Annotated in this window: 15 protein-coding genes; all 15 read right to left on the reverse strand. The window is 45.9% G+C overall.

Annotated elements, in window-relative coordinates:
- Positions 1-27: 27 nt before the first annotated feature.
- The 15 genes from QZY95_RS05795 to QZY95_RS05865 all read right to left on the reverse strand — a co-directional run bounded on the left by QZY95_RS05795 (position 28) and on the right by QZY95_RS05865 (position 18,305).
- On the reverse strand, positions 28-966 hold the full coding sequence (locus QZY95_RS05795; protein WP_290920483.1) for a TIGR01777 family oxidoreductase: 939 nt from the start codon (positions 964-966) through the stop codon (positions 28-30).
- A gap of 59 nt (positions 967-1,025) precedes the next feature.
- The gene (locus tag QZY95_RS05800; RefSeq protein ID WP_290920485.1) at positions 1,026-3,233 is read right to left on the reverse strand and encodes an ATP-binding protein; all 2,208 of its coding nucleotides are present in this window, start codon (positions 3,231-3,233) and stop codon (positions 1,026-1,028) included.
- 18 nt (positions 3,234-3,251) lie between these two features.
- A complete protein-coding gene (locus QZY95_RS05805) occupies positions 3,252-3,839 on the reverse strand; it encodes a DUF4390 domain-containing protein (RefSeq protein ID WP_290920487.1) in 588 nt (195 codons plus the stop codon).
- Positions 3,840-4,116: 277 nt separating this feature from the next.
- The gene (gene rbsK / locus QZY95_RS05810; protein ID WP_290920490.1) at positions 4,117-5,040 is read right to left on the reverse strand and encodes a ribokinase; all 924 of its coding nucleotides are present in this window, start codon (positions 5,038-5,040) and stop codon (positions 4,117-4,119) included.
- A gap of 83 nt (positions 5,041-5,123) precedes the next feature.
- Complete coding sequence (gene rbsB / locus QZY95_RS05815) at positions 5,124-5,999, reverse strand: ribose ABC transporter substrate-binding protein RbsB (protein WP_290920494.1); 876 nt, start codon at positions 5,997-5,999, stop codon at positions 5,124-5,126.
- Positions 6,000-6,025: 26 nt separating this feature from the next.
- Positions 6,026-6,976, reverse strand: coding sequence for a ribose ABC transporter permease (gene rbsC, locus QZY95_RS05820; RefSeq protein ID WP_290920497.1), 951 nt, complete (start codon positions 6,974-6,976; stop codon positions 6,026-6,028).
- Between the two features lie 12 nt (positions 6,977-6,988).
- Positions 6,989-8,482 (reverse strand): ribose ABC transporter ATP-binding protein RbsA, encoded by a 1,494-nt coding sequence (gene rbsA / locus QZY95_RS05825; RefSeq protein ID WP_290920500.1) that lies wholly within the window; start codon positions 8,480-8,482, stop codon positions 6,989-6,991.
- 10 nt (positions 8,483-8,492) lie between these two features.
- Entirely contained in the window at positions 8,493-8,912 is a 420-nt protein-coding gene (rbsD, locus tag QZY95_RS05830; RefSeq protein WP_290920503.1) for a D-ribose pyranase, read from the reverse strand.
- A gap of 356 nt (positions 8,913-9,268) precedes the next feature.
- A complete protein-coding gene (hydF, locus tag QZY95_RS05835) occupies positions 9,269-10,468 on the reverse strand; it encodes a [FeFe] hydrogenase H-cluster maturation GTPase HydF (RefSeq protein WP_290920506.1) in 1,200 nt (399 codons plus the stop codon).
- Between the two features lies 1 nt (position 10,469).
- Complete coding sequence (hydE, locus tag QZY95_RS05840) at positions 10,470-11,528, reverse strand: [FeFe] hydrogenase H-cluster radical SAM maturase HydE (protein ID WP_290920509.1); 1,059 nt, start codon at positions 11,526-11,528, stop codon at positions 10,470-10,472.
- Between the two features lie 152 nt (positions 11,529-11,680).
- Complete coding sequence (hydG, locus tag QZY95_RS05845) at positions 11,681-13,090, reverse strand: [FeFe] hydrogenase H-cluster radical SAM maturase HydG (protein WP_290920512.1); 1,410 nt, start codon at positions 13,088-13,090, stop codon at positions 11,681-11,683.
- A gap of 97 nt (positions 13,091-13,187) precedes the next feature.
- Positions 13,188-13,538, reverse strand: a complete 351-nt coding sequence (locus tag QZY95_RS05850) for an iron hydrogenase small subunit (RefSeq protein WP_290920515.1) — start codon at positions 13,536-13,538, stop codon at positions 13,188-13,190.
- A gap of 11 nt (positions 13,539-13,549) precedes the next feature.
- A complete protein-coding gene (locus QZY95_RS05855; RefSeq protein ID WP_290920518.1) occupies positions 13,550-14,863 on the reverse strand; it encodes a [FeFe] hydrogenase, group A in 1,314 nt (437 codons plus the stop codon).
- A gap of 447 nt (positions 14,864-15,310) precedes the next feature.
- Positions 15,311-17,341, reverse strand: coding sequence for a methyl-accepting chemotaxis protein (locus tag QZY95_RS05860; protein WP_290920521.1), 2,031 nt, complete (start codon positions 17,339-17,341; stop codon positions 15,311-15,313).
- 502 nt (positions 17,342-17,843) lie between these two features.
- On the reverse strand, positions 17,844-18,305 hold the full coding sequence (locus tag QZY95_RS05865; RefSeq protein WP_290920524.1) for a type III secretion system chaperone: 462 nt from the start codon (positions 18,303-18,305) through the stop codon (positions 17,844-17,846).
- Positions 18,306-18,639 lie beyond the last annotated feature (334 nt).

An 18,639-nucleotide genomic window follows, 5' to 3' on the forward strand; every position in this document is an offset into this window, starting at 1 on the left:
GATTAAACAGAATAGAAAATAAACAGCCTAAGGGCGAAGTAGATTGTTCAGAGCATCTTCAAGAGAAGGATACGAGAAGCAGTATCCGGATTCCAGCAGTTTTTCCGGCAGTACGCGTTGGCCTTGCAGAATGAGTTCTTCAGCCATTTCACCAAGTGCCATACGTAAAACAGGAGCCGGAACCCGAAGCCATGAAGGCTTGTTAAGTACTTTTCCTAACGTATTGCAAAAAGCATCCATTGTTTCAGGATACGGTGACGTAAGGTTGAATTCTCCGGTGCATGTAGGTGTGTTGATGATGTGGATAATTGCATCCACCTGATCCTGAATATGGATCCATGACATCACCTGCTTGCCGCTGCCAAGCGGACCGCCGACTCCCATGCGGAATGGCGTAAGAAATTTGTCCAGCGCACCGCCGTGTCCGAGCACCATTCCGGTGCGAATGATAACGCGTCTGGTTCCGGTAACATCCATACAACTTGTGGAAGCTTCCCATTCTCTGCATACAGAGGCAAGAAACCCCTGACCGGCCGGACTGTCTTCAGTCACATGACTCTCTTCAGGGGATGTAGGGTGCGAACCGTAAAAACCGATTGCAGAGCTTTGGATAACAACCCGCGGCTTTTCTTCAACCATGTCCATAGCCTTGCACATGGCAGTGCCTGCCACAATACGCGAATCACGTATGTCGGCTTTGCGTTCATCCGTCCAGCGTCCGGCGGCAATATTAGAACCGACAAGGTTGATGACAACGTCGGCACCTTTTAAATGGGTAGCCAGCTGTTCAGGATTTTTCCCGTCCCATAACGCAAAATCCACATGGAAAGAATGCCCTTCCGGAATAAGGAAGCGGCCATGTTCCGGATTACGCGAGGTAACGACAACGTGAACATCATTTTCAAGCAGTCGGCTGGTGAGCGCCCGACCTATAAAACCCGAACCACCAAGAAGTACAGCACGCATAGTTTCAGGCTCCCTCTTGTTCTGGGGTTGGAACATTTTTTATATTTAGTGCGCTATTGTTATACCACAGGAAGCTCTACTGTGACAATGGTTCCTCCATGTTCAGGAGTGTTCGCCCGCACGTAGCCCCGATGATCACTGATGATAGATTTTACGATGGTCAAGCCCAGTCCGGTGCCGCCCTTTTTGTGGGAGAAATATGGCTCAAACAGACGGGAACGCTCTTCCTGAGTCAGCCCCGGACCATTGTCTTCCACATCAATACGCACAAGCCCGAGACTTTGTTTGTATTCCAGTGTCACGGTTACCGTGGCATTGTCTTTTCCTGTCAGAATCTCAGCAGCGTTGGACATGATGTTCATGAACACACGTTTCAGAGCAGAGCTGTCCATCTGGATTGTAGGAATATCGTTCATACGCTGGTAGTTCCAGCTGATGGTACTGTGCGAGTTTTTGTACAGCGTAACCAGTTCCTGCAGCAACGGATCAATTTCACCCGGAGCAAGCATAACTTCAGGTAATTTTGCAAATGCAGAGAATTCCTGAACCATGTTCTGTAACTCTTCAACTTCCTTAACAATCAAGTTTGTGCACTGGCTGAACGCAGGTTCATCAATCTGCTTGCCGTATTTACGTTGCAAGCGCTGTGCGGAAAGCTTGATCGGAGTGAGCGGGTTTTTGATTTCGTGTGCAATTCGTCGGGCAACTTCACGCCACGCAGCCATGCGCTGCATTTTTTCCAGTTCAGTAATATCTTCAATCACTGCAACAAAACCGAACTGGTTGGTGTCGTGAGCAGGCAGACCGATGGCACTGAGTAACAGCTTAAGTTCTCTGCCGCCGATGTTTACAGCTACTTCACGCTTCCAAGGTGATTCAGGGGTGGTCTGGAAATGTGTAACCAGCTCTCCAACCAGCTCACCTTCAACACGTGAGCGCAGAAGTGTGCGTACATTCCAGCCAATAAGAGATTGTGCGGAAACACCGAACATGCTGGCGGCAGCTTTGTTGATAGTAGAAATCTGGCCGAGAGAATCGACCGAAACCACGCCCGCAGCCGTGTTATCAAGAACAGCCTCAATGTATCGGTTACGTTGCTCTTTTTCGAGATTCTGCTTCTCAAGTTTGGTGTTTGCATCAGTAATGCTGTTACGGCTTTGCTCTAAATCTTCCGCCATGCGGTTAAAGGAGCCTACAAGAACACCCAGTTCATCGGTTGATCTGTCTTCAAGACGAACAGAAAGGTCGCCTTTGGAAATTCGTTCAGTCGCTTTTCCAAGCGCAAGAATAGGTTCGACAAGCTCTTTTGCAAGTCGGAAGCCGAACCACATGGCACCGAGAATAATAAGCAGGGTCACAACGCCCAGAATGAAGTAGAGCGTAATTTTGAGCGGACGCTTGAGGGTACGCAGCTTTTTGTATTCATCAAGACCGCGAACAATGCGGTCAAGCTTGAACATGGTATCCTTGCCGATACTGCGCACGAGCACGAGATAACCGGTCTTGCCTTCATCAACCGGCATAACGCCTACAGCATAGTCAGACGCACCACCAGGCCAGATGAGAGACCAGAAGCGGGGATTTTTTTCAAGGTTGCCCCAGTTAATGCGGCTCTTGGTTTCATCCCAAACCTTCTCAATGTTTTTTTCTCCGTGCCAGTTCTGCTCAGTACGCTTGGGCGTCATTACGCCGACAACTGTCAGGTTGTATTCGGAACGTTTTTCTTCAAGGAAGCTGTCCATGCCTTTACCGCCCCACGCAAATTTGCGTTTGCGGATCTGGCCGATGATGTTCTTGCTGAAGTGTTCAAGATCGTTCAGAGAATCGGCATAGAACGTTTGTCCGATATCAAGGGCGGTTTCCATGGACGTTTCAACCTGATTTTTAAACCAGTAATCCACGGAGGTCTGCACAAACTGGGTGCTGATAAAAAACATGAGTGCTGTAGGAATCAGCGAAAGACACATGAAGACAAGAACAAGGCGAGTACGCAGATGAGAACCGAGTACTTTACGTCGTCGTTCAAGAATCAGCTTGATCCCGTTACGCAGAACAATGAACAGGATAAGTAATACGAGGATAAAGTTTAAGTTAAACAGGGCAAGAAATAAGTACGAGTCTACACCAAGGTACTTAAGCTCAATCCATGTAAGGGTGATGATAACGAGAAAAATGACAGCAGCGACTACCAGCTCGCGTTTCCGTCGTTTTTTTTCGTGAGCATCAATTGCGTTTACTATAATCGTGCCCTGATCATTAGGGGTCATAAAAAATCCTGCGTACTATCAGTACGTAAAGTCCGTTGAGTATTGAATCGGAGGAGCCGGATCCCATGACCAGAAAAAGAAGGATTTCGTAAGCCATTCCGGAATATCCGTATTAACCATCTCAACATTCAGTGTCACTCGGTAGTCATTACCGGAGGTCATAAGCGTTGTGCTGCCTACAGGCATAGACATGGTTTTCCATGTACCTTCAAGCAGCTTGCGCAGACTCTTGTTCCTGTGCGGAGCTTTGTTGTCCGGCATGGTAATGTAAAAATCTTTAGTCAGTGTGTCGTAATACAGGCGACTGTTCAGGGTTGTTTCAGCAAGGTTTTTTCTGAACCAGTACGAACGCGGTCGGGATAAATCCACACGGCAGGTCAGTTCAACCTGAACACCTTCGGTAAGCAGAACACGAAGTTGATCAAGTTGCGTAACGCCGACACCGAAGTTGAGCAGCAGAGCGCCGTCGGTTTCAGAAAGACGAAAAGATGTAAGGCGCATTTCCTGTGATGAAGCATAAGCAGGAGCAGGCAGGGTTGCACACAGCAGGCAAAGTGCCACAGCGGAGAGCAGGAATGTGCGTAAGGTATTTGATACTCGGGTCATAGAGTCTCTGCTTGAGTTAGGGTCATTTTATTCACACCAAAATATGCCGGATTTTGTCATACAGTTTCGTCGTTGGCAAGCCGTCTGGAAGAATATTGACTACTATTTATTTCAACGTGATAGCGCAGGAAAGAATATGGCAATTGCGTAGTTCATAAAAAGAAAAACTGTGCCCGTGGTTACTGTATGAGGCACAGTTTTTTGATGCATAACGCTGACAGTAAAATAGCAATTACATAAGAAATTGCTGTAATACTCGCAGATGTATTGCAAAACATCATTCTTTTTTCAAAAATTGATCCACTTCTTTTCTGGTGGGTATGGAGGGCTGCGCTCCTAACCGCGTTACCGCGATTGCTGCTGCACCGTGAGCAAAGCGGACAGCGTCATCCATTTCTTTCCCCTCCAGTAATGCCGTAACAAGAGCACCGTTAAATACATCACCGGCAGCAGTTGTATCGATCGGGCGAACTACGAACCCTTCAAGAATTCGCATGCCTGAACTGTCGCTGATAAAGGCTCCTTTGCTGCCGAGAGTAATAACAACTTGCTCTACGCCTTTTTCATGGAACACAGCAGCAGCTTTGCGGGCATCTTCTTCTGTGTTTACCGCAATACCGGTAAGCACTTCTGTTTCGGTTTCGTTCGGTGTAATCATGGTGACATGCGCCAACAAAGAATCTGGAAGCGGGTGGGCAGGAGCCGGATTCAAAATGACTCTTTTTCCGGCAAGATGCGCAATTTTTGCCATTAATTCAATGGTAATAAGCGGGGTTTCCAACTGCATCAGTAGGGCATCTGCTTCTTCAAGCAGGCCAAGATGCGGCTCTACTATTTCCGGTAACAACCGTGCGTTTGCTTCAGGAGAAATACCGATGGTGTTTTCGCCTTCAGCGTTTACATAAATGATAGCAACTCCGGTGGGAGTGTCCGGCATCATCGTGACGCCGTCGGTATGAATACCGTCTACCTCAAAGGAGGTGATGCTTTTTTTGCCGAACGCATCATCACCGACGCAGGCAATAAGAGAAATATCAGCGCCTAATCTTCCCGCAGCAACAGCCTGATTTGCTCCTTTGCCGCCGGAAACAACTTTGTATCCGTGACCGGATACGGTTTCCCCCGGACGTGGAAACGCTTCAACCTGCAAAATATGGTCGGCATTAACACTGCCGAGAACAATAAGTTTTTTGTGTGCCATATGCTCTCCGTATCTGATTTCCGGCGGACAGACTTCTTGCCAGCGAGGTAATGCAAAACAGCCCGCCGCCGGAAATGAGCAGCCTACTTAATAACTTGAAGCGGAACAGGAATGTTTGCTTCTACTTTTTCACCTTTCAGAATTTTTGCAGCGGTTTCAACACCAAGCGCGCCGATAAGAGCAGGCTGCTGCGCGATTGTTGCAGCCATGTCACCGCGTTTTACTGCTGCGATGCCGTCTTTGGTTCCGTCAAAACCGATGATAACTACTTTTTTCCCTGCGGCCTTCACAGCCTGTACAGCGCCGAGAGCCATCTCATCATTCTGGGCAAATACGCCTTGAACTTCCGGCTGAGCTGCAAGCAGGTTTTCCATAACGTTCAGCCCCTTGGTGCGGTCAAAATCTGCCGGCTGACTGGCAAGGACTTTGAAATCGTTTGCTTTAACAGCTTCAGCAAATCCGGCACCGCGATCACGGGCAGCGGATGTACCTGCAAGGCCTTCAAGCTGAATAACTTTTGCGCCTTTGCCCAGCAGCGAAGCCATGTAATCGCCTGCCATTTTACCGCCGGCAACGTTGTCAGAAGCAATGTGGCTGGCTACCTTGCCGCGTGTTGCGCCGCGGTCGAGAGTGATGACAGGAATGTTCGCGCCGTTAATCATACGGATAGCATTGGAAACAGCGTCAGAATCAGTCGGATTAATGAGAATAGCTTTTACCCCTCGGACAGTAAGGTCTTCAGCATTCGCAAGTTCTTTGCTCGGGTCATTCTGGGAATCGAGCACAATCAGCTCCAGTCCCATTTCTTTAGCCTTATCAACTGCACCGTCTTTAAGGGACACAAAGAACGGGTTGTTCAGCGTGGATACAACCAGTGCAATGGTGTCCTTTGCCTGAGCAGGAATACAAAGAGCCAATGTAAGTACCAACGTCGCAGTTAAACCCAACAGTCTTTTCATTGTAACTTCTCCTTGAAATGAGGATCTTATTTGCTTTTTGTATCAATCAACACCGCCAGAAGAATAACCAGAGCTTTGGCAATCATCTGGTAGTAGGATGAAACATCAAGCAGGTTTAAAGCATTGTTAAGGAACCCGATAATCAGTGCTCCGAGCAGCGTGCCGATAATTGTCCCTTTACCACCCATAAGACTGGTGCCGCCGAGAACAACAGCCGCAATGGCATCCAGTTCGTATCCTGCACCCGCAGTAGGCTGGGCAGAGGAGAGGCGGGATGTGACAATGAGTCCGGCAAGGGCTGAAAGAACACCGGAGATGGCGTAGACATAAATTTTAATGCGGTCGACGTTGATGCCTGACAGACGTGTGGCTGTTTCGTTCCCTCCGAGGGCGTATATGTACCGTCCGAGCCGCGTATGATTCAGTAAGTACCAGGCACCAAGAAAGGTGACAGCCATAATCCATACCGGAACAGGCACACCGAAGAGATAGCCGGTACCTATGACCGCAAAGCTGTCTGCCACATCGGTAAAGCCGGTAGAGATAGGGCGTCCGTCTGTGTAGACCAGCGTCAGGCCGCGTACCAGTGTCATGGCAACAAGGGTGGCAATAAAGGCTTGTACCTTGCCTTTTGCGATAATGATGCCGGTAACGCCGCCCACAATGGCACCGGCGGCAAGAGACGTCCCCACAGCCACAGCAACAGGCAGTTCTGCGGCAATAAGCGAAGCACCTATTGCACCGCATAGAGCAAGGATTGAACCGACTGATAAGTCGATTCCCGCGGTCAGAATAACCATGGTCATGCCCACGGCGATAACAGCATTAACCGCAGTCTGCCGCAAAATATTCAGGATGTTTCCGGTGGTAAAGAAGTTGGGATTTAACAGTGATACCACAAGAATCATCGCAAGAAGTGCGATAAGGGTTTTCTGCTCAATCAGCCGGGTGGAGAGAGATTTTTTCTGGATTGTCATAGGTGTGTCATCCTAACGCGTCTTGCCTACAGCGCAGGCCATAATTGTTTCCTGATCAGCTTCGGCAGCAGTAAATTCGCCACTGATGCGACCTTCATGCATAACAACGATTCGATCACTCATGCCCAGAATCTCCGGCATGTCGGAAGAAACAAGAATGATGCTCATGCCTTCCTTTTTGAATGTGTTAATAAGCTGGTAAATTTCTTTTTTCGCCCCGACATCAACGCCGCGTGTCGGTTCATCCAGAATCAGAACTTTAGGGCGAGTCATGAGTCCCTTGGCAATGGCTACTTTTTGCTGATTCCCGCCGGAGAGATTCCCTACAGCCTGTTTTCTGCTTGGAGTTTTGATGTTGAACGTTTCAATGTACTGGTTCACCGCATCCCGTTCTTTAGCATGGTACACTTGACCGGCTGCATGACTGAAATGTTTGAGTGCAGCCAATGTCATGTTTTCTTTGACAGAAAGTCCGAGAATCAGACCGTCGGCTTTACGGTCTTCACTGATAAAGGCAATGCCGGCTTCAAGTGCATCCTTCGGCGTACTGATGTGAACTTTTTTCCCGTTAATAATAATGCATCCGCCAGTAACTGGGTTGGCTCCGAAAATAGCCTTCATAAGCTCTGTTCGTCCGGCACCCATTAATCCGGCAACGCCGACAATTTCGCCCTCACAAACTTCCAGACATACTTCGTTCACACCGTCGGCACTCAGGTTGTCGGTCTTAAGTTGCACATTACCCTTGGCAACAGCGATCCGTGGATACTGCTCCTCCAGTTTGCGTCCGACCATCAGTTCAATCATGGTCTCTTCAGTAAGTTCCGCCACAGGCATTTCTGCGATAAATTTGCCGTCGCGAAGGATGGTAACGTCATCACAGATATCAAAAATTTCTTTCAGTCTGTGGGAGATGTAGACAACGCCGTAATCTGCATCACGCAGTTCATTGATAACGGTGAACAATGCCTGCGTTTCGGTATCAGTGAGGGCATCAGTCGGTTCATCCATAATAATGACACGGGATTCAAACGAAAGGGCTTTGGCAATTTCGACCATCTGTTGTTCGCCTATCCCTAATTCACCAAGTCGTGTCTTGGATGAACGGGAAATACCGAGTCGCTTAAGCAAATTATCTGCTTCCGTATACATGCGGTTCCAGAGAATATTCCCCAGTGATCCCACTTGTTCTCTGCCAAGAAAGATGTTCTCGGCAATGGAAAGTTCGGGCAGGAGATTGAGTTCTTGATGGATGATGGAAATTCCTGCTTTTTGAGATTGAGCAGGGCCTTTGAATGTCACTTTTTTCCCTAGGTAGGTCATGGTTCCGGCATCACGCTTGTAGATTCCGGTAAGTACTTTCATGAGGGTCGATTTCCCTGCACCGTTTTCACCCACAAGAGCCATAACACGTCCTGCTGTAACGGTGAGATTAACACCGTCCAGCGCTTTGACCCCCGGGAAGCTTTTCTCGATTCCTTCCAGTTTCAGCAGCTCGTTACCCATGTTCGCTCCGTTAAAAAACAACACCGGATTTCAGTGTGATATTTGCATAAGGAGTAAACTCACCAGTGCGGATAATGGCAACGCTTTTTTGCGTGTTGGCTTTATATTCTGTGTGAGGAACGTATGAGATCGAAATTTCTTTTTCACGCTGTGCTGCAATCATAGAAAGATATTCTGTAGTTGTGGCGTGCAGGGCAGGGCTGATTTTAGGGAACTCTTCGGCAAGTTCTACGGATTCAATTTCCATTTCAGAAATGACCGCAGCAAGGGTGTCCATAAACGAAGGGATGCCTTCGGACAGGGCAAGGTCGATGCGTTGAACGTTTTTAGGAACGGGTAAACCGGCATCACAAATTGTCACTGCATCAAAATGACCCAGTTTTGCGATGACGTAGGACACTTCCGAATTAATAAGAGTCGCCTTTTTCATGAATGCTCCTCTTTGCAGGATGTTCGATTAGTTAGGTAAACCACTAACTGTTGTATTGCGTCAAAAAAATGAGCAATACTCTCCAGCTGTGTTGAAGTTTGGCAGAACATATCACATTCGGCATAAAAAAGCTAAAAAACGATGAGATGAAAAGACGAGGAACTCAGTACACAATTCATTTTGCGTAACAATTCAGAAAAAAAGCGTAGGAAAAGGAAAAATGAGGATGCGATGCGGCATAAACGATGTCTTATGCAAATAAATGCAGACAGCATCATGATCAAAAAGAGCATAATTTGCACAAAAGAAAATCCCCTGTGAAGCAGAAACATCACAGGGGATTTTATGGGCGTTTTTTACATGCCCAACGGTTGAATTACCCGATCAAGCACACCCTGAACCTTTGAGATAGCAACACCATAGTTGGTTGCCGGAACATTGTGCGCGTTCAGGTCACGGATGCGGCGCATCATTTCAGACCTGTTGGACATGCAGCCGCCGCACATAATAGCGAGGCTGTATTTTTCAAGATGTTCAGGAAGATCATGGCCTGCAAACAGTTCGAATGTAAGGTCTTTTCCTGTGTATTTTTTAATCCAGTTCGGAATTTTTACCCGACCGATATCATCATCTACCGCATGGTGCGAACACGATTCGTACATCAGCACAGTGTCGCCGTCTTCAAGGTCATCAATGGAAGAAGCACCATGAACAAGTTTTGGTAAGTCGCCTTTATATCTTGCAAAAATGGTGGAAAATGTTGTGAGCGGAACTGAGTCCGGCACAATTTCAGCAACCTGATGAATAACCTGAGAATCTGTCACAACCAGAGCCGGCGGTTCTTTCAACGCACTGAGCGCAGCTTCAAGTTCTGTTTCTTTAACGGTTAATGCAAGGGCGTTAGCGTCCAGAACATCCCGTAAAACTTGAACTTGTGGAAGAATAAGACGCCCTTTGGGAGCGGCTCCGTCAATAGGTGCAACAAGAAGAACTGTCTGTTTCGGCTTAACCATATCACTGACAAGAAGAGGATCTTCGATCATTTCTTTCGGTGCAGTTGCAATGATAAAGCGCTTAAGTTCTTCGATATTTTCACCTGTTGTAGCAGATACAGTAACGATGGAATGACCGGAACAAGCCTCCAGATCTTCTTGAGACGGCGTTGTGATATCGGTTTTGTTAAAGACAACAATGACAGGAAGATTCATGTCAGAAAGTTCTTTAAGCAGACGTTTTTCTTCCTGCTGCATGCCCTGTTCTGTAACAACAAGCATAGCAATATCAGTACGACGCAGCACTTTGCGTGTTGCAGCCATACGTTGCAGGCCAACGGTTCCGTAGTCATCAAGCCCTGCTGTATCAAAAAAAGTTACAGGGCCGATAGGATGCAGTTCGTAATGTTTACCGACAGGGTCGGTGGTGGTTCCCGGATGACCGGAAACAATAGCCACTTCCTGATCGACTAATGCATTAATAAGAGAAGACTTACCGGCATTACGACGACCGGTGAGTGTAATAATGAGGCGTACGCCTCTTGGAGCAGTTGTTGTATTCATACTAAATAGCCGGTTGAGCTCGGAATGTGCGTCGCATACTGGAGCCAGCTTGAGAACTGAGGGTAAAACCTGCTTGCTGGACTTTAGATTGGAGCAGTTTAACGGCGGAATTTTGAGTTAAAGCAGGATCATTTTTACCGGGGTAAATTGAGTATTGGCTTCGGACTTCATCAGGAGTGATGGAAGGCATAATGACGTTTGCACCAGCATTGAGAGCATGAATACGACCATCATTATTGCGGACAGAGCGCAGAGAGTCCAAAGCGCTTGTCGCGGGAATATTTGTAGCAGGATTGAGCAGACGAAGTAGAGCAGTAACGCGAAGGCTTTCCACGAGTGTACCTTGAGCAGCGTGTCGTAACGGCGTCTGGGGGTGAGGGATAAACGGCCCGCAGGCTATCATATCCAATCCCATGGTTCTGAGGAGCAGTAAATCATCAGTCAGAGTTTCCTCTGTCATCCCCGGTAACCCGACAATTATTCCCGAGCCGGTTTCATATCCCAGCCTTTGTAGCGATTCAATGCGGTTCAGCCTGTCATAAAGATGTTGCCCCGGTCGATAGAGGCTGTGCAGATCTGTGTCTGTTGTTTCTATCTTGAGGAGGTATCTGTCAGCACCGCTGTCGCGCCATAGCCTGTAGACATCGTCCGGATGATCGCCAAGAGAAAGTGTAACTGCCAGATTGTATTTCTCTTTGATGGCGCGGACAATTGTGTAGATAAAATGAGGGTTAACGTCTTCATCTTCTCCGGCTTGCAGGACAATTGTGCCCATCCCCATTCCTGCTGCAATTTCTACAGCTTGCATAATTTCATCATGGGTCAGCCTATATCGCAGAAGATCGGTGTTGCTATTACGTAATCCGCAATAGTGACAATTTTTTCTGCAGTGCGATGAAAACTCAATGACTCCCCGTTGATACACGGTGTTATTGAACAACGCTCGAGCAGTAGCTGTTGCAGCTGTAAACAGGGAGTTGTCAGCGTCGCTGAAGGATGTGCCTTCATAAGCGACAGGGCTTTTCAAAACTTCAATAATCTCATTACGTGTTAAAGACATGTACAAAACTTCCTTAAAGAATAGCAGTTGCGCGCTGCTAGGATTGCCGTCACCTTAAGAGTAAGGTGACGGCGAAAGCATGTGACTGAAATACTGCGTACGTAGAGCAATAACGTGCCGTGCTTTACGTTGGATGACGGCAGTAGAATCAGCTACAGGTAGAGGTCACGTTCTCCCTGTTCAATGCGCTTTAGGCGGGACTCGACAACAGAACGTCTGTCCTCGGGACAGTTTTCCACCTCGTTGGTGATGCAGTGTTTACCTGCTTTTCTGGTGGATTCTGAAGCGTAGTCCTCTAAATATTCCTGGAAGGTAAAGAGTGAATTCGGCAGACAATATTGCTGAATAAATCCTTTTTTCGCCAAATCCATGAAGTGCTCGCCAGTTCTGCCAAGGCGATAGCATGCTGTGCACCACGAAGGAAGATATCCGGCATCTACAATGTCTCGGATAACTTCGTCTAAACTGCGGTTGTCACTAATGCAAAATTGTTGCACTTCCGGACGGTCGTATTCAGGATCACTATACGCGCCAGGATAGGTGCGCGAACCGGCACTAATTTGCGATACACCGATATCAAGTAATTCTCGGCGTAACGTTGCTGATTCGCGGGTACTCAGGATCAAACCCGTGTATGGCACGGCAAGGCGCAGGATGGCAACTATTCGTTTGAAGGTCGTATCATCAATCGGGCATGGCGGATTGTACGCCATCTCTGCGTTAAGCGCAGGTTCAAGCCGTGGGAAAGAAATTGTATGCGGCCCTACGCCGAATGCTTTTTCCAATTCCTGTGCATGGGTTAGCAGCGCCAGCAGTTCGAATTTATAATCGTATAAACCGAACAGCGCTCCCATACCGACATCTTCAATTCCAGCTTCCATTGCCCTGTGCAGTGCGTGCAGACGCCACAGGAAATCTTTTTTTACTCCGCCGGTGTGAACTGAGCTGTATGTTTTTTGATGATAGGTTTCCTGAAAACATTGGTAGGTTCCAATACCTACTTCCTGTAATTTTCGGAATCCCTCTACAGAAAGTGGTGCACAATTGACGTTGGCGCGTCGAATTTCACCACTTTTTTCAGAAACTGTGTCGTAAACAGTCTGGACAGTTTCTGCAATCCAATCAGCATCAAGCTTTGGATGCTCACCATACACAAGAAGAAGTCTTTTATGTCCTTGTTCTTCAAGTGCTATGACATCACTTTTGATCTCTTCATGTGAGAGAGTTCGGCGTGTAAGATCTTTATTGGTTACATTGAAGCCGCAATACAAGCAACTGTTGCCGCACTCGTTTGTGATGTACATTGGAGCAAATAGTACAAGCCTGTTACCGTAGATTGCTTTTTTTACATGGCGAGCTGTTTCAAAAAGTTTTTCATCAAGTTCAGGATCTGTAACTTGAAGCAATGTTGCCGTTTCTTCAAGCGTAAGCCCTTTAGCCAGACGAGCTTTATTCAGGATATCCAGAACGTTGGCGCGTTCCGGTTTGGCAGCCAGTGCCAGAGTATTGTTTATTGCTTGTTCATCTATAAAATTTGTGAGCTCTGAGGTGTCATGCCGCATACGGGTCCCGTTTGCTGTTTTGTACGGAAAGTTTCATGGAGAACAGGCACCCCTGTATTTTACAGAGGTGCCTTCTTGGTTGTTTAGTAAGTGTACCTTACAAAGACAGTTCAACGCCTTTTTCTTTTAAGGCTGCCAGTCGCGCACTGCGGTCTGCAAAGTGTGTATGCAGGAGTGTCTCAGACTTATGGCTGCAAGGGCCTTCTTTAAGAAAGCCGTCTTTAGGAGAGTATAATTTTTTAATCATCGGGTTATCTTGGGATTTACGTAGCTTGTAGATGTTTTTGTCTGCATTGTAGACAGAAGCCTGACGTATACCGATGAATTCCAGTGTGGCAGCGGTTGCTTCTTTAGCTACATTTAATCCGAGAACAGCGTACCCACATGTGATACCGGCAAGTTTGATGAAACCGCGACGACTGATTGTGCCGATGCTTTTTTTCTTCATGCTTTCCCCCGTTAAGCGATTTTGCGTTTGGTGAAGCGACGGTTAATTTTAGCGATGGTAGACTTGAAAAGAGAAGCTTCAAGAATACCTGGTTCCAACGGTTGACCGCCACCGTTAACGCAACCGCCCGGACAAGTCATAACTTCAATGAAGTGGTATGGGGATTTGCCTTCACGTACTTGTTCACACAATTCTGCGGCTTGTTCTAATCCGCTGACAACAGCAACTTTAACCGTACCGAAATTCGGCACCGGAATATCAGCTGTTTTCAAGCCGTTATTTGCGCGCACCATTTTGATGTCTGGATCAGCAAGTTTTTCACCGGAAAGTTCTTCATATGCAAGACGAAGTGCTGCTTCCATAACACCGCCAGAAGTTCCAAAGATGGTGCCTGCACCTGTGGACATGCCTAATGCAGGATCAGCTTCTTCATCTGGAAGGGCATTAAAGTCGATGCCCGCTTCTTTGATGAGCCATGCCAGTTCGCGGGTGTTGATTGTAGCATCAATATCTTTAAATCCACTGGACTGTAGTTCAGGACGCAGTCCCTCAAATTTCTTTGCGATACAAGGCATGATGGAAACAGTGTAGATCTTTTTAGAAAGAACGCCTGTTTCCTGAGAACCGTAGGTTTTTGCGAGAGAGCCAAGCATGCCGATAGGAGAACGGCATGTAGAAAGGTGTTCATTTAAGTCCGGATAGAAAGTTTCTGCAAATTTAACCCATCCCGGACAACAGGAGGTAAACTGAGGAAGTGGCTTTTTGCCGTGCTTTACGCGTTCAATAAGCTCAGTGCCTTCTTCCATGATTGTTACGTCAGCTGCAAACTCAGTATCCCATATGTGATCGAAACCGAGACGGCGTAGAGCCGCGTGCATTTTCCCACCTGAATATGTGCCTGTGGAGCCGCCAAAACATTCACCAAGAGCATAGCGTACGGCTGGAGCTGGCATAGAAACAACAATAGTTTCAGGATCTTTAAGCTTTTCAAGGAGCTCTCCCACAAAGGAGACCTCTTCATGAATTGCCCCGAATGGACAGTTTGCAAGACACTGGCCACAGTTAACGCATGCCACAGGATCGATAACGGCGTGTTCGCCATCTTCGGTTACTTCCTGAATAGCTCCGGTAGGACAGTAGGATTCACACTCGCCACATGCCTGACAGTCATCCTGATTTACTTGTACGAAAAAAATATCTGCAGGATCAATGTCTTTTGGTGCGTTAACCTTGTATGTGATTCCTTCCATGGAAACGTCTTCCCCATGAACCATGGTCTGGATATCAGTAAGGTACGCAGGTTGGCTTTTAGCTTTCTCTGCCATCAAAGCAACTCCTTATGAATCAAAAGAAAATAGATTTTGTGCCGTGCGTATATCTTGGCTGATATACGCAAAATCTGACTACATCTTATTCATGCAGTGCCCGCTGCATTGGGTCGGTTATTCCGTACCGATGTAGTCGGAAAAGTAAATTGCGGTTAGTTGTTATGCTTTTTATTCAACAATTACAAATAGTTTTTATGGATGGAAAGAGCTTCAAGGTATTGGTTGTGAAAAATGTTACAACTAACATTCCAAGAACATTGAAGAACTAATAAATGGGAATTTACTATGTCACTTCTACGTTGCTTGTAAAAAAAAGACCTCTGAGCATCATGCTTAGAGGTCTTCTGTTTATAGTTAAAAGGTGCCGCTCTAACTTTTGTTATTATAGCAATGGAATGATCCATTGCTACTGTATGCAGGCAGTGATGTATCTACGGCCAGTAATTATTGTTGGATTTCGCGCATAACTGCATCAAGTTTATGTGACAGTGCAGCGAGCGCTGTGACTGCATTTGCGGCTTCGATCATTCCCTGAGCTGCTTCTTGAGTTAGAGTATTAACCTCATCAGAAGCACGGGCGATTTGCTCCGATGCTGCTGATTGTTCTTCTGATGCTGTGGCAATAGAGCGAACCCTATCAGCAGTCTGCGTGCCGGCTTCAACAATCTGTTCAAGTGCAGTTCCAGCGTCCATGGTCAATTCAGTATTTTGCTCAATGTGATTTGCTACTCGTTCCATTTGGGTAAGGGTGGAGCGAGAGCTTTGCTGGATTCCATTAACGACGCTTTCCACTTCATTTGTTGCTTGCATAGTTTTTTCTGCAAGCTTTCTTACTTCATCAGCGACTACAGCAAAACCTCGTCCAGCTTCTCCTGCACGAGCTGCTTCAATTGCAGCGTTAAGAGCAAGCAGATTCGTTTGATCTGCGATATCATTAATAACGTTAATGATATTACCAATGGAGTCGGCCTGTGTGCCAAGTTCTGAAATTGTTCCGCGCATTTCCTCGGCGTATTGCTGTACTTCTTCAGTGGACTTTACAACATTGCGAACTAAATTTGCTCCATCAGATGCGGTAGACTGAGCAAGGTCGGCTTCTTCTGCAGCTCTTGCCGCGTTGCTGGCAACTTCAAGAGTTGTTGCATTCATTTGTTCGACAGCGGTGGCTGTTTCACTGATCCGTTCACTCTGAATTGAAGCGCCTTGTGTTGTTTGGTTGATTTGTGATTCAAGCTGCCCTGCTTCATGTGCAACCTGTTCTGCAATTGAGCTCGCTTCCTGAGCAGCACGGCTGATACGATGATTTTGTTCTTCGATTACTTTTTGTTGGTGATTCAGTTCGGTCAGGTCGTACCAGAAGGACACGGAACCGAGAATATTGTCATCTAGGTCGTACACAGGTGTTGTTGTGGCATCAATCACTAAAGTTTTCCCAGAAGCCAGAGAGCGCTCACAGGTTACGTGTCTTGGTTTTCCTTCTTTAATGGCCTGATCGGAAAGTGTCGCTCTATTTTTATCATCCCAGTAGAGTTCACCTGATCGAACGCCAATGTAGTCGTCAGGCTTTCCCGGTTTTTCCAGCAAAGTACACAGTTGTTGGTTGAGCCAGCGCATATTGAAATCTGACCCAACAATGCCACATGGCGTTGGAATTGCATTTAAAACGCCTTGTGCAAACCCGAGTTTTTCTTTGAGTTCATGAACCATACGGTCAATGGCTGTATAGAGAACAAGGATTTCACCAGAGAAAGAGGAGGAGTTCTTTGCGTTCAAATCGCCATCAGCGATTTTGTTAGCAAAAAATGTCAATTCTTCGAGTGGCTTGTTAATAGATCGGAAGACGAAAAAGGCTATAGCTAACCCAAGGGCTATGGCAACAATGCATGCTATAATGATCATGTTTTCAGACTGCTGCATTACAGAGAGTGATTCTTTGCCTTCATCGATGAGTATCTTGTGGCTGAGAGAACCTAAAGTGTTCAGTGATTCTTCCATTTCGTGGATAGGCGCTTTGTACGGAATCATAAGCTTATTTGCATCAACGGCAGAGATGTTAGCTCCTATTGCTTTATCAGCAACTTTGTGAACGCCGTTAATGTATTGAGCATAGGAAGAAGAGAATGTTTTGATGAGCGTGCGTTGTTGAAGAGAGAGTTCGACAACGCCGGAAGAGAGTTTGGTAAGTGTTGTAATTTGTTTGCGAGTTTCATCACTTACGCGATGTAGTTTTTGTAGGTATTTTTGTTGTTTTTGTGGATTGCCGATGTTTAGGAAAATATCTTTTTCAAATCGGCGGTGCATAAGTAAGGCGTTTTTTAGCTCTAACGCTTGCTCACGAAATGCCATGTCATAGTTAACAAGCTCTTCTATTTGCGCAGTAGATTTTTGCGCAGAGTTGTACCCCATGACCCCAATCAGTAGCGACAGCCCAATAGCCGCACTGAACCCTAATAGTAGAAGCTTCTTTATCGACATGAAATTACCCCGAAAAATTATATCTCTTACTGTAGGAGGTAAGAGATTGTGAAGGTTGTCTATCCGACAACTAGACAATGAAGTCTTACAAGATGGTGTGGTTCCGTGGCAAAAAAGAGTATGTAAATAAAATATTATAGTAATATTTTTTTCTACGACGCTATGTTTTTGTCACAAACATCTTGGTAAGGTTCATTTTGCAAGAAAAAAAACAGCTAGCAACAATAGACTGTTTTACTCGAGAATTATCGGCAGTAACTGACGAAAGTTTATCGTTTTTTTTAATGTCCGAGTTGTCTTGTGATGTTTTTTTATCATCAATCGGATGTAATACAATCTTTTGGGGAGTAATAAAAATAAACTAATGATGTATGATGTGAAAAAAAGATACTAACAATTTTAGATACTGCAATGTTAGTATTTAAAAGAGAAGCGTTTTAGATTTGTAATAAGGAGAAGAAGAAAGTTAGATGTGGTGCTAAACATAGTTGTTACATTGTTGTTATGCTCTATTAAAAATGTCATCCATAACTAAAGTAGATACAGAATCGGACTCTTCTTCAGATAACTTGTTTTGATCAGAGAAGGTTTCATACCATTTTAGTGCGATACTAATAAATTCTTCAAAGAGTACTTCAAATTCATGTACTGTAGTGTTGTTTATTACTATGTGTTTTTGTAATGCGAGTTTTCCACTTTCACGTAGCAATATAAATCTGGCACCAGCTAATTGTTCTCTGAACATGTTAAGCTCGAGAAGGTCTGCATAGATTTCTGGATTATCCGGAGAAATTGGTGAGATGAGTTGGATTATGCCGTTAGAGTCGTCAAAAACAAGGCGCACTGTTACCTTATCGCAGACAGTGAGGGTGCTATACCCTTCGTTTTGTATCGTGAGAGGTTGTTGATCAACGGTTTTTCCAAATCGTACGAGGACATCTTGAAGTGTATGTGTTGTTTTCATGGTAATCCTTGCTACCTTAATTGGGTTAGCTTTTATCTCTTTTCAAGATGGCTTGCTTAGGTTTTTATCACTTAATCGTATGGGAAAGTTGAGATATGGTTGGTGAAGAGTATATTACCTTCGTTGCAGTAGTATAGCATGCTGATACCATAAAATTATACTTAGAAATTAGAGTTATCAGTCTAATAATTTGTTTTGAACGTTTTTTACGAAGAATATTTATTTTTCCGTTGACAAAGTCTGGTCAGTCCCATAGTTACACCTCTCACAACTTGCTGGGCTATCGTTCAATTGGCAGGACGACGGGTTCTGGCTCCGTTAATCAAGGTTCGAG

The sequence above is a fragment of the Halodesulfovibrio sp. genome (assembly GCF_015482765.1).
Classification (GTDB): Bacteria; Desulfobacterota; Desulfovibrionia; order Desulfovibrionales; family Desulfovibrionaceae; genus Halodesulfovibrio.

Excerpts from the sequence above, each read along its gene's own strand:
- hydG (WP_290920512.1), bottom strand. The coding sequence starts at position 13,090 with ATGCGGCATGACACCTCAGAGCTCACAAATTTTATAGATGAACAAGCA.
- QZY95_RS05855 (WP_290920518.1), bottom strand. The coding sequence starts at position 14,863 with ATGGCAGAGAAAGCTAAAAGCCAACCTGCGTACCTTACTGATATCCAG.
- rbsC (WP_290920497.1), bottom strand. The coding sequence starts at position 6,976 with ATGACAATCCAGAAAAAATCTCTCTCCACCCGGCTGATTGAGCAGAAA.
- QZY95_RS05805 (WP_290920487.1), bottom strand. The coding sequence starts at position 3,839 with ATGACCCGAGTATCAAATACCTTACGCACATTCCTGCTCTCCGCTGTG.
- QZY95_RS05865 (WP_290920524.1), bottom strand. The coding sequence starts at position 18,305 with ATGAAAACAACACATACACTTCAAGATGTCCTCGTACGATTTGGAAAA.
- rbsD (WP_290920503.1), bottom strand. The coding sequence starts at position 8,912 with ATGAAAAAGGCGACTCTTATTAATTCGGAAGTGTCCTACGTCATCGCA.
- rbsK (WP_290920490.1), bottom strand. The coding sequence starts at position 5,040 with ATGGCACACAAAAAACTTATTGTTCTCGGCAGTGTTAATGCCGACCAT.
- hydE (WP_290920509.1), bottom strand. The coding sequence starts at position 11,528 with ATGTCTTTAACACGTAATGAGATTATTGAAGTTTTGAAAAGCCCTGTC.
- rbsA (WP_290920500.1), bottom strand. The coding sequence starts at position 8,482 with ATGGGTAACGAGCTGCTGAAACTGGAAGGAATCGAGAAAAGCTTCCCG.
- QZY95_RS05800 (WP_290920485.1), bottom strand. The coding sequence starts at position 3,233 with ATGACCCCTAATGATCAGGGCACGATTATAGTAAACGCAATTGATGCT.
- QZY95_RS05860 (WP_290920521.1), bottom strand. The coding sequence starts at position 17,341 with ATGTCGATAAAGAAGCTTCTACTATTAGGGTTCAGTGCGGCTATTGGG.
- hydF (WP_290920506.1), bottom strand. The coding sequence starts at position 10,468 with ATGAATACAACAACTGCTCCAAGAGGCGTACGCCTCATTATTACACTC.
- QZY95_RS05795 (WP_290920483.1), bottom strand. The coding sequence starts at position 966 with ATGCGTGCTGTACTTCTTGGTGGTTCGGGTTTTATAGGTCGGGCGCTC.
- QZY95_RS05850 (WP_290920515.1), bottom strand. The coding sequence starts at position 13,538 with ATGAAGAAAAAAAGCATCGGCACAATCAGTCGTCGCGGTTTCATCAAA.
- rbsB (WP_290920494.1), bottom strand. The coding sequence starts at position 5,999 with ATGAAAAGACTGTTGGGTTTAACTGCGACGTTGGTACTTACATTGGCT.